General features: G+C 60.0%; 12 protein-coding genes. 8 read left to right on the plus strand and 4 right to left on the minus strand.

Annotated elements, in window-relative coordinates; genetic code table 11:
* The first annotated feature begins 23 nt into the window (after window positions 1-23).
* The 5 genes from AFK67_RS05785 to AFK67_RS05800 all read left to right on the plus strand — a co-directional run bounded on the left by AFK67_RS05785 (window position 24) and on the right by AFK67_RS05800 (window position 5,081).
* Window positions 24-2,642 (plus strand): type VI secretion system Vgr family protein, encoded by a 2,619-nt coding sequence (locus tag AFK67_RS05785; protein ID WP_144421356.1) that lies wholly within the window; start codon window positions 24-26, stop codon window positions 2,640-2,642.
* Between the two features lie 66 nt (window positions 2,643-2,708).
* Window positions 2,709-2,969, plus strand: coding sequence for a PAAR domain-containing protein (locus AFK67_RS21595; protein ID WP_007732577.1), 261 nt, complete (start codon window positions 2,709-2,711; stop codon window positions 2,967-2,969).
* Window positions 2,970-2,974: 5 nt separating this feature from the next.
* Window positions 2,975-3,775 (plus strand): TagK domain-containing protein, encoded by an 801-nt coding sequence (locus AFK67_RS05790; RefSeq protein ID WP_038884029.1) that lies wholly within the window; start codon window positions 2,975-2,977, stop codon window positions 3,773-3,775.
* A 19-nt stretch (window positions 3,776-3,794) separates the two neighbouring features.
* On the plus strand, window positions 3,795-4,589 hold the full coding sequence (locus tag AFK67_RS05795; RefSeq protein ID WP_007732571.1) for a type VI secretion system accessory protein TagJ: 795 nt from the start codon (window positions 3,795-3,797) through the stop codon (window positions 4,587-4,589).
* 9 nt (window positions 4,590-4,598) lie between these two features.
* A complete protein-coding gene (locus AFK67_RS05800) occupies window positions 4,599-5,081 on the plus strand; it encodes a type VI secretion system baseplate subunit TssE (RefSeq protein WP_007732570.1) in 483 nt (160 codons plus the stop codon).
* A gap of 475 nt (window positions 5,082-5,556) precedes the next feature.
* Here the strand turns inward: AFK67_RS05800 and AFK67_RS05805 are convergent, their stop codons facing one another.
* Together AFK67_RS05805 and AFK67_RS05810 are read right to left on the minus strand one after the other, a co-directional pair.
* Window positions 5,557-7,464, minus strand: a complete 1,908-nt coding sequence (locus tag AFK67_RS05805) for a methyl-accepting chemotaxis protein (protein ID WP_007732569.1) — start codon at window positions 7,462-7,464, stop codon at window positions 5,557-5,559.
* 252 nt (window positions 7,465-7,716) lie between these two features.
* On the minus strand, window positions 7,717-8,832 hold the full coding sequence (locus AFK67_RS05810; protein WP_038884026.1) for a YbdK family carboxylate-amine ligase: 1,116 nt from the start codon (window positions 8,830-8,832) through the stop codon (window positions 7,717-7,719).
* 186 nt (window positions 8,833-9,018) lie between these two features.
* Here AFK67_RS05810 and AFK67_RS05815 point away from each other — a divergent pair, with 186 nt between their 5' ends.
* Window positions 9,019-9,723 (plus strand): GNAT family N-acetyltransferase, encoded by a 705-nt coding sequence (locus AFK67_RS05815; protein WP_038873598.1) that lies wholly within the window; start codon window positions 9,019-9,021, stop codon window positions 9,721-9,723.
* Here AFK67_RS05815 and entD read toward each other — a convergent pair.
* The gene (gene entD / locus AFK67_RS05820) at window positions 9,720-10,379 is read right to left on the minus strand and encodes an enterobactin synthase subunit EntD (protein ID WP_007732563.1); all 660 of its coding nucleotides are present in this window, start codon (window positions 10,377-10,379) and stop codon (window positions 9,720-9,722) included. The genes AFK67_RS05815 and entD overlap by 4 nt on opposite strands.
* A gap of 35 nt (window positions 10,380-10,414) precedes the next feature.
* Complete coding sequence (locus tag AFK67_RS05825) at window positions 10,415-12,688, minus strand: TonB-dependent siderophore receptor (RefSeq protein WP_007732561.1); 2,274 nt, start codon at window positions 12,686-12,688, stop codon at window positions 10,415-10,417.
* 280 nt (window positions 12,689-12,968) lie between these two features.
* On the opposite strand from AFK67_RS05825, the gene fes reads away from it, so the two are divergent.
* A complete protein-coding gene (gene fes, locus AFK67_RS05830; RefSeq protein WP_007732559.1) occupies window positions 12,969-14,198 on the plus strand; it encodes an enterochelin esterase in 1,230 nt (409 codons plus the stop codon).
* Between the two features lie 15 nt (window positions 14,199-14,213).
* Window positions 14,214-14,435, plus strand: coding sequence for an MbtH family NRPS accessory protein (locus tag AFK67_RS05835; RefSeq protein ID WP_007732558.1), 222 nt, complete (start codon window positions 14,214-14,216; stop codon window positions 14,433-14,435).
* Window position 14,436: the final 1 nt, after the last annotated feature.

The raw sequence follows: 14,436 nt of genomic DNA on the forward strand, positions 1-14,436 counted from the left end.
TACAGTCAATATCAGGTGCCACTATGTCGCGTACAACGCATTTAAGCAGTTCGGCCATGCCTTATCTTTCCGGCGAACCTGCTTTGGTTCTTTCTAAATTATCCGGAGAGGAAGCGCTTTCGACGTTATATACCTACACCATCACCGCGAAAACACCTGCGAACCCCGCCATTCCCTGGCAGGCGGCGTCAAATATCGATTATAAGGCGCTGGTCGGTAAAGAAATGACGGTGACGATGGAGCTTGACGGCAACGGACTGGACGAGCAGCAGGGGATTGGCCGCGGCCGTCGTGAAATTTCAGGCCTCGTCGAGCGCGCCCGCTATACCGGACGTGATGCGAATCAGGCGATGTTTGAAATAGAAATTCGCCCCTGGCTTTATCTGGCGACACTCACGTCCGATTTCAAAATATTCCAGAATAAAAATGTTGTGGAAATTATTGACGAGGTGCTGGCGGATTACCCTTTTCCTGCGGAAAAACGGTTGACCGGCACGTATCCGTCCCTCGATTTTCAGGTCCAGTATGGCGAGACGGATTTCAGCTTTATTGAGCGCTTAATGGAAGAGTGGGGGATTTACTGGTTTTTTGAGCATAAGGACGAAAAGCATAAGTTAATTCTGGTCGACCATGTGGGCGCGCATAAGCGCGTTGACAGCGCGGCATATCATGTTCTGCATTATTTACCCGAAACGCCGAAAGCGGGTGAAGAGTATATTTCGCAGTTTACCGCCCAGGAAACGATTACCACCGGGCGCTGGGTCACCAACGATTATGATTTTACGAAGTCGCGCGCGGATATCCTGGCGCTTGACAGCAAGCCGCGCAATACCAGTTTTAACCAGATGGAAATGTATCACTGGCCCGGCGACTACGTGCAGCCGGGCATTGGTGAGCAACTGGCGCGCGTGCGGATGGAAGAGCGCGGCGCGCTCGGGTCGCGCGCGGTGGGCGAAGGCGAGATCAGAGATGTGGTCTGCGGCTGTAATTTTGTTTTAAGCGGCTACCCGGTCGATAAAGCGAACCGGGAATATCTTGTTATCTCAAGTCATCTGGAGGTGGAGGATAACGCGCAGGTCAGCGGCTATGAAGATTATCGCTGGCATTGTCGCTTCCTCGTACAGCCAACCAGCAAAATCTATCGTCATCCACTGCAAACACCGCGGCCCCGCACGCGTGGGCCGCAAACCGCCATCGTCGTCGGCCCGCCGGGCGAAGAGGTCTGGACGGATAAATATGGCCGGGTGAAAGTTCGCTTCGTCTGGGATCGCTACGGTAAAAACCGTGAGTCGGACTCCTGCTGGCTGCGCGTCAGCCAGGCGTGGGCGGGAAATAACTTTGGCGGTATTTATATTCCCCGCATCGGGCATGAAGTGATTGTCGATTTTATTAATGGCGACCCTGACCGGCCGCTCATCATCGGCAGTCTTTATAACAACATCACCATGCCGCCCTGGGATCTACCTGGTAACGCGACGCAAAGCGGGCTGGTCAGCCGTACCATTGGCGGCGGGCGCACCAATTTCAACGGCATCCGCTTTGAGGATAAACCCGGCCTTGAACAGTACTGGGAACAGGCTGAGCGGAATATGGATCGCCTGACGAAAAAAAATGAAACCCAGACGATCGGCGAGAATTCAAAACTCTCCGTCGGCCTGAACCGTGATGTGTTCGTCGGCGCGAATTACGTTAAAAAAATTCTCGGCACCTGCAGCAAACTGATTGGCCTCGGCGCTTTCATGCAGGTCGGGTTAACGCGCGAGGTAATGGTGGGCGGTGCGCAGGCGCATCACATCGGTGGCGCAAACTCGTTAAATGTCGGCGGGGCAGATTTAACGAACGTCGGCGGGTATAGCGGCACTTCGGTTGGCGGCGCGTGGCAGGTGGCGGCAGGCGGTGCCGCCACCGTCGCGGCGGGCGGAGCGATGTCGTTAAGTGCTGGCGGTGTGCTGACGCTTACCGCAGACACCATCAAAATTATCGGCAGCAGTAAAGTAGTGATCCAGGGTGGCCAGGTACAAATTAACCCTGGCGACTGCGGCTGCTCCAGCGGTAATGGCGGCGGCGGGGGTATGGGTGCACTGGCAAGCCTGGCGGGTCTTATGCCGTTAATGGGCATCATGGTCTTACCGCTGCCGCTACCGGTGCTGCCGATCCCAATCCCAATCCCAATCCCCATTCCAGTACCGACTCCGACGGATACGCCAACGGATACGCCGACCGACACGCCAACGGATACGCCGACCGACACGCCGACCAATACGCCAACGGATACGCCGACCGACACGCCGACAGATACGCCGACCGACACGCCGACAGATACGCCGACCGACACGCCGACGGATACGCCGACAGATACGCCGACCGACACGCCGACGGATACGCCGACCGATACGCCGACCGATACGCCGACCGATACGCCGACCGACACGCCGACCGATACGCCGACGGACACGCCGACGGATACGCCGACCGATACGCCAACGGATACGCCAACGGATACGCCGACGGACACGCCGACCGACACGCCGACGGATACGCCGACCGATACGCCAACGGATACGCCGACCGATACGCCAACGGATACGCCGACCGAGACGCCGACCGAGACGCCGACAGACACGCAAACGTCGCCGCCCTGATAAGGACGCCGGTGGACTTCATGCTGGCGGGCAGGCCGTCAGCGTTACCTTCGCTAAGGAGAAAGTATGCAAAACGCAGCAAGGGCAGGAGATGCCATCAGTCACGGCGGTTCCGTTTCCAATGGATCCGGAAATGTATTTATCAATGGCGCGCCGGCGGCCATGCAGGGCGCGAGTAGTGCAAGCTGTTCCCTGCACGGGTCGTCAGCCGTCTCGTCCGGCTCGGGTTCGGTGTTTATTAATGGCAACCCGGCGGCCCGCCTCGGCGACTCAACAGGGTGCGGCGCCGCGATTTCCAGCGGTTCCGGCAATGTGCTGATTGGGTAAGCACTATGCGCATTCGGTTTATCTGGCCTGAAAACGGCGCAGAGATAGCGCTTAACGAACACCATGATGAAGCCTGGCTCGACCTTGATTGCGGCGAGTTGAGGAGGTCGGGTGATGCCGACATGGCGAACGGGCTGTGCTTTTCTTTACGGGGCGCGCAGCCTGTTATGACGCTGTTCGGTACAGACTATGTCTGTCTTGCTGGCGGCGAGAGCCTGGCGCCGGGGCAGGCTTATCCACTGCGCTACGGCCTCGCCTTGCAGGCGGGCCGGTTCGCGTTGCAGGTTGCGATGGCGAAAGGCACAGAGGCCGCCTGGTTGACAAACGATACCAGCGACTGGGCGGTACGGGAGGTGGATGCCTTACTGGCGCGCAGCGCAGGCTATGTCGACTGGCGGTCTTTTAACGGGGATCGCGCCGCCAATCCGATGGACGACGACATCCTTAAAAGCCTGGAAAAAGAGTATAAGCGCTTCCTGGCATGGGGCGAGCAGAGCCGTGAAGCCGCGCATCCGCCGGTGGCGCAGCGGACGCGGCTGAAGTATGCGCCATCGGATTTCACGCAGCTTCGCGAGCAGACAAAAGATAAAACGCTGACGGAGTGCATCCTCGGCTCATCGGCGCTTATCGCACAGGCCTGCGAGGCGCTGTCCGGGCTGGAGGCGGACCCCGGCTTATTTGACGAGCCGCGTTATGACGTCATGAAAATCGTGGCGCCGGAATACCTCGCGGTACAAGAACACGCACGGCTTCCTGCCCTGACGGTTCGGGAATTCCACCAACCGGACCTGGACAGTCTTTTATAACACCCACAAGGACGACAAAATGGCGGAAATAACGCTTAAAGAGTTACTTAACACAGCTTCTTTTGAAACCCGTTTAGCCGAGGCAACGGCACGTGTAAAAGCGCAGCCTGATAATAGCGCCGCGCGCGAACTGTTATTTAAGTTTTATTGCATTGAAGGCGACTGGAATAAGGCGCTGGCGCAGCTCGAAACATTAAAACAGCTCGATCCGGAATATACGAAGCGCGTCGAGCTGTATAAAAGCCTGGTGATGAGTGAAATATTACGCGCCCGCGTGCTGGCCGGTGACATCGCGCCCGCCGGGCTGGAGGCGCAAATGCCGGAATGGGTCGCGCTGCTGCATGAAGCGAACCAGCGTTACGCGGCAGGCGATGAAGCGGGCGCTGAAAGCCTTCGCCAGCAGGCATTCGGTCAGGCGCCGCTCACGGCAGGTGAAGGCGATGATGTGGCGTCGTTTAGCTGGATAGCCGACAGCGACGGGCGGCTTGGGCCGGTGTGCGAGATTATCTGCGCGGGCGGCTATCGCTGGGTGCCGTTTGCGGCGCTGCGCGAGCTAAGGGTCAGGCGCCCGGTCGACCTGCTGGATCTGCTCTGGCTGCCTGCCAGCGTGACGCTGGAAAGCGGGCAGTTTCAGGGTTATATCCCCGCCCGTTACCCGCTGACGCCGGACGCGACGCAGGAAACGAAACTCGGCAGTCTGACCGACTGGCAACACGTTTCCGATTCGCTCTGGCTCGGACGCGGCAGAAAGATGCTGATAACCGACAATGCCGAGTATGCACTGCCCGCGCTTCAGACCCTCCGGTTTTGTTAAGGTGTGGCGATGGAGCGAAAAAAACCGTTCGCGCCAGTGCTTCTGGACAGGCTGCTCGATGAAGAGCCCAAAGTGCGGCAGGAGGCGCCCGAGGCGAGCTTTATCAGCGCCCGGCGCTACCGACAGCTGGTATTGCGGGATATTGACGTGCTGCTGAACAACACCAATATTGAAGCGCTGATCGATCCGGTCCGCCATCCTGCGGTGGCGGGCTCGGTGATAAATCACGGCCTCGCGCCGCTGACCGGTAAATACGCCACGCCGCACAGCTGGACGATTGTCGAACAGGCTATCCGCAACGCCCTGCTGCGTTTCGAACCGCGCTTGATCCCACAGTCGCTGGTAGTACGTCCGAAGCGCCAGAAGGCATCGGGCACGACGCTGCCGTTTGAAATCGCCGGGCTGCTTTACTGGCAGCCGGAGCCTCTGGAGCTAATGATTAACGCCACTTACGATACGGAAACGGAAAAGACGACGCTGACGGCGTCATAACAAATGAAAAGAGGCGCAACGCCTCTTTTTTATTGCGGCCAGATAATCTGCGTAAAGGAAATATCAATAATGCCTTCTGGCGGTATTTACGAGGGGGACCATAAGGCAAATAATTAAATCGCAACCTTAAATAAAATCAATAAAGCGGCGACCAAGGCTACTAACAGCGAAACAAGAAAATATTTCGCACCAAAACTATATTCCATTTTCTCACTCTCCCGGAGTGCTCAGAGGCTGTGTTAGTCATTTTAATTAATGGCGGGACGTTATAATCAATGTAGCCATAAAGGCGACGAGTCCCAATGGTGTAGCTTTAATGTAAATAATAAAAAAGCCGCTTATGAGTAGCGGCTTAAACCTGTTGCCAGGTGGCACGCATACTAAAGGGATATCGCTGGCGACGCAAGCAATGGTAGGCACTCGCCAGCAATCCCCCCTATATTTCGTAGTGGTAATAACGCGACAGCGTTATTCGTTACGCCACCACAAACCGGTTAACCAGCAGCGACATCGCCTCCGACTGGTTATCAAGCGTCTGGCTGGCGGTCGCGGCTTCGGACACCAGCGAGGCGTTCTGCTGCGTCACCTGTTCAAGCTGGTTCAGCGCCTCATGCACCTGCGACACGCCGAGCGACTGCTCAGCCGCGGCGCGGGCGATATCGCTGATGAACGTGCGCATCCGGGCGGTGTTCGCGACGGCCGCGTCCAGCGCGTGGCCCGAGGCGTCCACATGCTCCACGCCTTCGCCGATTTTCGCCATATTATTGGCGACCAGTTCGCGAATCAGTCCGGCCTCGCGGGCGCAGCGCTGCGACAGCGTGCGCACTTCGGAGGCGACCACGGCAAAGCCGCGGCCCAGTTCGCCCGCCCGCGCCGCTTCCACGGCGGCGTTGAGCGCCAGCAGGTTGGTCTGGAAAGAGATATCGTCAATTGAGCCGACAATCCGTGAGATCTGCTCGCTGGAGGCCTGAATATCCGCCATGCTCTGGCGGGCCGCGTGCGCCACGGTGCTCGCGCTCTGCATCTCTTCTTCCATCATCAGCGTCAGGCGCTCCGCCTCGGTGGCGTTGTCGGCGGTCTGGGTGATGACGGTGGTTATCTGCTCCATACTGGCGGCGGTTTCCACGAGCGAGGCCGCCTGTTCATCGGTGCGCTGCGCCAGATCCTGATTACCTGCGGCGATCCCGGCGCTGGCGTGGCGCAGCACTACGGCGCCGGATTTTATCTGCGCGACGATCTGCTGGATATCCTCAATGGCGCGGTTATAGGCGCGGTTGAGGGCAGAGAGCTCGTCACTGCCCGGCACGTCCAGACGACGAGTTAAGTCGCCCTGCATACCGTCGATGGCGGTTAACGTGGCGTGCAGCTGACGATGAATACTGCGCGCGACCACTACGGCGAAACTCATCGCCACGATAAGCGCCAGCAGGGTAATGACCAGGAAGCGCTGCCACCCGGCGCGGGCGTCGCTCGCGAGTTCGCCTGCGGTGCGCAGAAGCTGCGCAGAGGCGGCATTCTCCAGCGTGCGCAGGGTATCGATGCGCTGCGTCTGCGCTTCAAACCAGCTGCCCGGCGAGACGCCGAAACCGCCGTTCGCGGCGTGCTCAAAGGCGGTCTGGCGCAGCGCCAGCGCGCGGGTGGCCGACGGAAGCGCGAGCGTTTCATCAATGCGCTTCACGCCATCTGCGTCAGAAAGCTGGCGCGAGGCGGCAAGCAGCGCCTGCTGTTTACCGACAACTTCACTGAGCCGCGGCAACTGGCCGTCGCTAAAATGGTCGGCGAAGAAAATGCCGGAGAGCAGCGCGCGTTCGACGCCCGCCTGTTCTTTCATGCTGATCAGGCTGTAATACACCACCATCTGGTTCACTATCACGCCTGCATGGCTTAAGTGCGTGCTGCGGCCCACCAGCTCAAGTACGGTGCTGATAGTATCGGTGTAAAACGCCACGCCCTGGGGGGCGGGAATAGACAGCGCGGTTATCTGCTGGCGCGTCTCGTCAAGCATCGACACGCGCTGCTGGAAGGCGCGGATCGCCTCGCCGACGCTGCCTTTTAAGCTCCCGGCATCAGTGCCGTTCATGGCGGCGTCGAACGCCTTCAGCGCGTCATCAGTATGGCTGCGCTGCGCGGTAAGCTCGTTGTTAAACTGCGCGCCTTTGCTGCCGAGATACCCAGCGCTCAGGCCGCGTTCTTTTTGCAGTTCATGCACCACATCGCCGGCGCTTTTCGCTAGGCGCGTCACTTCTTCGACATTCCGCATCTGCCGTTCGGTATCAATGCGCGCCAGCATGCCAGCGCCTGCCAGCCAGAGTAGCGCGATTAATAATGGCAAAAGCGCAATGGCTAATTTGGTTTTCATAGAGATGCGATATATCCATGACATAAGCGTCATTCCTGTATTGCGATAAAAATGGATATATTTTTTATCGGTAACTTAAATAACGAGCTTTAATCGCTGGCGCTGCGCTTCAGGCAATAAAATAACTAAAAAGAGTTATTCTGATGATCCAGAATAATAAAGGGGGAATTATTTTTTCAGCAATAGGTGAAAACCGGCAATACATCGCCGGTTTTCAGGGGCAGGTGGCCGCCTTTTTTTGATTAATACCGCTAACCAGAAGGGCCCTGGGTGTTCTCAGGCGGCCCAGATGTCGCCATGCAGGCGCACCAGTTCGGAGAGCGAGCCGCCGTCGGCGGTAAATTCGCGGATGCGGTGGACATCGCTGTCGTTGTTTTTCACATAACGGTGAATGGCCTCCAGCGCGCTGTCGGCGTTCAGCGGGCGGGCGTAGCGCTCCAGCGTATCGAGCAGGCGCAGGATATCCTCGCCGATGGTGCGCTGTTCGCCGGTACAGACATCCGTGAGCATCCCGTCGAGCCCGTAGCGGCAGGCCTGGAAACGATTAAACCGGTAAATCAGGTAATCCTCAGCCTTATGTTTATAGGGCCGCGCGTCTAACAGCCAGTGGGAGAGCGCCTGAATAAACCCGGCGATATTAATGGCGCGCTCAAGCGTCAGCGGCGTATCCATGACGCGCACCTCCACCGTGCCAAAACCGGGACTCGGACGAATATCCCAATGGAGATCTTTTATCGACTGCACCACGCGCGTGCCTTCGAGGCGCGCGTACATTTTCTCAAACTGCGTCCAGTCGGCGGCGAAGGGAGCAGGGCCATTGTCCGGAAAGGCCGAGAAAATATTCAGTCGTGAGGAGGCGAAACCGGTATCCGAGCCCTGCATATAGGGCGAGGACGCCGAGAGCGCAACAAAATGCGGCACGAAGCGGGAAAGGCCATGCATCAGGTAAATGGCCTCCTCGCCGGTGCGACAGCCGACATGCACATGCTGACCAAACACCGTTGCCTGTTTGATGAGATAGCCGAACAGCTCCAGCGTGCGAGCGTAACGCTCGCTGGCGCACACCTCCTGACGCTGCCACTTCTGGAACGGGTGCGTGCCGCCGCCGCTGATAATTAAATGATGCTGCTGGGCGCAGGCCAGAATTTCACGCTGCAACGCCGCGAACTCGGCCGCCGCCTGGTTGATGTCGCGACAGACGCCCGTCGCGATTTCCAGCATGCTTTCGGTAATGTCGTGTTTCACCTCACCTGCGTTCACGCGGCTTTCCAGCGCGCTTATCAGCGTTGACGATTCCTGGCTTAAGTTATAGCCGGGCGGGCTGACGACCTGGAGCTCCAGCTCAACGCCCAGGGTGTAGGGTTCGGATGCGGCAAACGGTTTGAGCGGCATGAGAAGCTCTCTTATCAGTCAAAGGGTGTTGCTCCAAGTATAGTCACGCAAAATCATTCAGTTGCGCTTAAGCGGCTCGGATAACACTGAGTTCGTGCGCGCGTTTTCCCCCGTAAATCAATGGCTATCTTCCGCCCGGCGCGGCTGATATAACTTTTTATTAACAACACACCGGGAGGAGAAGACGTGGCTCATTACAACCATTACGACCAGCAGGTAGGCGCGCCGCTACCAGACTGGCAGGGCGCCCGCATGCCGGAGCGCGTGACGATAGAAGGCCGCTACTGCACGCTTGCGCCGCTTAACGCAGACGCCCATGCCGCGCCACTGTTCGCGGCGTATCAGGAGGCGCCTGACGATCGCGACTGGACCTGGCTTGCAAGCGATCGTCCCGCTACCGTCGCGCAGTGCCACGAGTGGATCACGCAGAAAGTGATGGACCCGTCGCTGGTGCCGTTTGCCGTCATCGATAACGCCCGTGGCGAGGCGGTGGGGCTGGTCTGCTTTATGCGTATCGATAAAACCAACGGCGTGGTGGAAATCGGTCACGTCACCTGGTCGCCACGCATGAAAAACCGCGTGACCGGCACCGAGGCGCTGTGGCTTCTGATGCGTGACGCCTTCGCGCGCGGCTTTCGCCGGGTGGAGTGGAAATGCGATTCGATGAACACCGCCTCGCGCCGCGCCGCCGAACGGCTCGGGTTTACATATGAGGGACATCTGCGCCAGATGATGGTGCGCAAGGGACGCAACCGCGATTCCGAGTGGTTTTCCCTGCTGGACGGCGAATGGCCGCAGGCGGATGCGGCGCTCCGCGCCTGGCTTGCGCCGGAGAATTTCACCGCCGATGGCGTACAGAAGCAGCCGTTAAGCCACTTTCGCGCGCCTTAAGCGACGCGCAGGAGCGTCAGGATCTGCTGCGCGTCCTGCTGCCAGTGCAGGGTAAAACAGTGCCCCGGCGGGAAGGGGCCGAGCGCGCAGGCAAGGCGCAGCGTCAGCCGGTTTTCACTCAGCGCAACGACGTGCGCGCTGTCAAAGCCGAACCTGTCGCGCACTCTCGGAAACAGTGCTTTAAAGAGGCTCTCTTTCGCGGAAAACGCGAGCGTCAGGGCGCAGGCGAAGGGCAGGGGCGCGCGTTCAAGCCGCGCGCGCTCCCGGGCGTCGATAATGCCTGGCGCCAGCTCGTCAGCCATTGGGGCGTCCATCAGCGTTTCAACGTCGATCCCGATACTGCCGGGGGTGGCGATAACCGTCGCCCAGGCCTGCTGGCCCGTGTGCGTGATGCTGCCGGTAAACCCGGCGGGCCAGCATGGCTCGCGGTGCGCGCCGATGCCGGGCACGCACGGCTTTGCGCCTGCGGCACGCAACGCCGCCACGGCCGCCTCGCGGCCCGCCAGATGTTCCGCCTGACGCCGCACGACGGCGTTGGCAAGCATCGTGTGGTGCGGCAGCCAGAGCAGGTCGTCCGGCTGCAAGGTCTGCGGGGAGAAATCGACGCGCCAGACGTGGTGTCCGGCGATGTGTAATAGCGTGAGTGTGGTCTGCATAGAAAACGGGCGGGAGTCGCCTCCCGCCGTGGTCATCAGAAGTGGGTGTTGATGCCCATGAACCAGGTGCGGCCCGATTCGTTATAGGTTTCCGCCCCGGCGCCGTACATCCAGGCGTTGGTTTTGGCGTTACCCGTGGTCTGGGCGTTACCGGCGCGCCAGTGACGTTTGTCGAGGACATTATCGACGCCCGCCGTCAGGCTGACGTTTTTAGTGACATCCCAGGTGCCGCTCAGGCCGACGATGCTGTAAGGGCTCACTTCGTTGGTGCTGCTGTCGGTCACGCGCTCGCCCTTGTAGTTATACATTTTCGGTTTCTGACGACCATACCAGGTGAAGGTGCTTTGCAGCGACACATCGTCGCGCACCTGCCAGCTCAGCGTCGAGTTCAGCGTAAACTCCGGAATGATCGACAGGCGATCGCCGGTGGTTTTGTTCTTACTCTGTAACATCCAGGTCAGGTTGTTGCTCCACTGTACGGTGTCGGTCACCGGCAGGTTCAGCGTGCCTTCCAGCCCTTCAACCACGGCTTTCGGCACGTTCTCCCACTGGTAGAGATCCGTTTTGTTGCTGACAGCGGTGACGCGTGAATAGCCCGCCTCGATTTTGTCGTGATAGTCGTTACGGAACCACGTCAGGCCCGCCTGATAGCCATCCTGTTTGTACTCCAGGCCAATCTCTTTATTGACGCTGGTTTCGGCCTTGAGATCGTCATTGCCCATCAGGTAGCAGCCGACGTTGGTGGCGCTGGCGTAGCAGCCCTGGCCGCGGCTGTAGAGGATGTAGTTGTCGTTGGTCTGATACAGGCTCGGCGCTTTATAGGCGCGGGCGATGCCCATTTTCAGGGTCAGCGTGTCGGTCAGCGCCTGGGTGAGGTTCAGCGCCGGGCTCCAGTTGTTGCCAACGATACTATGATGATCGAAGCGCAGCGACGGGGTTAGCGTGGTGCTGTCGGTCAGCTGCATGTTGTCTTCCGCGAACAGCGAGAAGATTTCCGCTTTGGCGTACGGGCTGCGGCCCGTGGTGTCGACGCCCGGGATCGCGCCGCCGCTGGTCGAGCCGGTCAGCGCCTGGGCGGTAGAGGTGCCGTCTTTCAGGCGCTGCTGATTCCACTCGGTGCCGACGGTCAGGTTCTGATTCACCAGCCAGTCGAACGGAATGCTCACTTCGCTGTGCAGCAGCACGTCGCTCAGGTTGATATCGGAGAACTTCTCGCTGTTGAATAACCCTTCCAGACCGCCCGTTAAGCCTTCGCCCAGACGCGAGTTGCGGGTGTGCTCATACTGGGCGTAAGTGTTGGTGGTGACGCCGTTATCCCAGCCGCCGGTCCAGGTGACCGCGTAGTTCTGGCGGTAAAGACGGTTGGTCTCCTTGCCGTAGTATTTCTTCACCAGGCCACTGGAGTTGTTGTCGTTGTTGGTGTTCTGGGTGTCGCCCGCGTAGAGGTTGCCCTGGCGGCTGTAGCCCGCTTCAAACTCCAGCGCCTGCATCGGGGCGAATTCCCAGCGGACCTGGCCATTAATGTCTTTATTCACCACTCCTTCGCGCCCGGCGGGCAGCGTATCGGCGTAGTTGCCGGTGCGCAGCGACTCATGCCCGGCGTTGATGTCCTGCGCGTCCGCCTGGGTTTTCGCCAGATTGCCGTAAAGGCGGAAGCTGACGCTGTCGCCAAGTGGCCCGGTCAGGCTGAAGTTGGTGCGTTTGGTGGCGCCTTCGGCTTTATGCTCCGGCACGTCGAAATAGCTGTCCCACGCGCCGTGCCACTCGTTGCTGCTGCGTTTGGTGATGATATTCACCACGCCGCCCGCCGCGCCGTTGCCGTAGCGCGCCGCGGCAGGGCCGCGTAGCACTTCAATGCGCTCAATCATCTCCGGCGGCACCCAGGCGGTATCACCGCGGCTGTCGCGCTCGCCGCGCCAGCCCTGACGCACCGAGTTGCGGCTGCTCACCGGTTTGCCGTCTATCAGGATCAGCGTGTTTTCCGGGCCCATGCCGCGAATGTCTATCTGGCGGTTATTGCCGCGCTGGCCGCTGGTGGAGTTGCCGGTCAGGTTGACGCCAGGCATGGTGCGGATGATTTCCGACACGTCGCGCGCGGGCGGGTTTTTGCGAATTTCGTCGGCGGTAATGGTAGAAACACCCGGCGCCTGAAGGTTTTGCTGCGCGGCGGTGACCACGATCGTGTCGTCGGTTTGCGCGGCCTTGCTATCCACGGCGGTGGTGCTGTCCTGCGCCCAGGCAGGCAACGCAACGCCATACATCCCAGGGATTATCAGCATCGCCAGAGAGAGGGGGAGCTTTTTATTCATCTTGTATCCTGCAGTTTTCAACTGCGGCCCGAAAGTCCTTCCCCAACGGGGCAGGGCGCAGCATGGAATGACCCGGCTCGCCTGACGCAACACACCGCTCATCCCGGAACGGCAATGCGCAGTGGCCTGGTCGGTTAATGTTTTTAACGTGAAAGACGCGCTTCCCACAGCGCGCCATTACGCTATTGCAAATGCAAATAATTATCAATAATATTATCATCAAATTATCATGCGTTCTTTAAATTCATGATATTTATCAAAATTAGCGGAGGGTTAGACGGTGGCGGAGCACGCAGCGGGAAGTGAAGCCTGGTGGCAGGAAAAACAGGCGCACGGCGTGCCGGAGATTTCCGGCGCGCAGCACGGGAAATGCGCCGTCACGTTCTGGTGGCGCGATCCCGCCGGCGATGAAACCACCTCTGATGTGCAGCGGGTCTGGATCTACCTCACCGGCATCACCGATCACCACAAACCCTCCGCGCCGCAGTCTATGACGCGCCTGCCGGGCACCGATGCATGGTACTGGCGCGTGTCGCTCAGCGAACGCTGGCGCGGCAGCTACTGTTTTATCCCCTCGACAAAAACCGATGATTTCGCCCCTGAAGCCTTCAGCGACGCGCCCGCGCGCCAGGCGCTGCGCGAAGGCTGGCGCAAACTTCTGCCGCAGGCGCGGCCCGACCCGCTCAACCCGCACCACTGGCGGGGCGGTCGCGGGCATCCGGTCAGCGCGCTGCATCTGCCGGGCGCGCCTGCGCAGCCGGGCTGGGAGGAGGGCGAGGTGGCATATACGCCCGCCGAGGAATTTCTCTGGCGCAGCGACCGGCTCGGCAACGAGCGTCGCGTCTGGCTTTTTACCACCGGTGGCGATGACGCCCCCGAGACCCGCCCACTCGCTATTTTGCTCGACGGTCAGTTCTGGGCGAACAGCCAGCCGGTCTGGCCCGCGCTCCAGCGGCTGACCGAGCGCGGCGTGCTGCCGCCTGCCGTTTATCTGCTGGTGGATGTGATTGATACCGCGCACCGAAGCGAAGAGTTGCCCTGCAATGCCGCCTTCTGGGAGGCACTGTGGGAGGAACTGCTGCCGCTGGCGCGCGCCAAAACGGCATGGCGCGAAGACCCGCAGACTACCGTCGTCGCCGGGCAGAGCTTCGGCGGGCTGTCGGCGCTCTATGCGGGGCTCCACTGGCCGCAGCGTTTCGGCTGCGTGCTAAGCCAGTCCGGTTCGTTCTGGTGGCCGAAACGCGACGCGAACGGCGACGGCTGGCTGGTGGACGCGCTCGCCGCAGGGCGGCTTGACCCGCGTCCGCTGCGCATTTTTCTTGAGGCGGGCCTTCACGAGCCGCTTATTTTGCAGACCAGTCAGCGCCTGGTTTCCTTACTGCAACAGACACAGCAGCCGCTTTTCTGGCGTCAGGTTGACGGCGGACACGATGCGCTTTGCTGGCGTGGCGGGCTCACCGACGGGCTGGCCGCGCTGTGGGGCGGCCTTCATGCCCCGGCGCGTTTTTAACGACAGGAGTGACGTATGGAATTCAGCAATCCCTTCGATAACCCGCAGGGCCGCTTCTGGCTGCTCGAAAATGACCAACAGCAGGTAAGCCTCTGGCCGCAGGCGTGCGCGCTGCCGCCGGGCTGGCGCGTGGTGGTGGCGCCGCAAAGCGCGCAGGCCTGCGAGGAATTACTCGCACCCTATGGCGCGGCGCTTCAGCCGGGCTATTTCGCCCGTGCCATCGACAAGCGAGGTTAAC

The sequence above is a fragment of the Cronobacter dublinensis subsp. dublinensis LMG 23823 genome (assembly GCF_001277235.1).
In the GTDB taxonomy this organism is placed as follows: domain Bacteria; phylum Pseudomonadota; class Gammaproteobacteria; order Enterobacterales; family Enterobacteriaceae; genus Cronobacter; species Cronobacter dublinensis.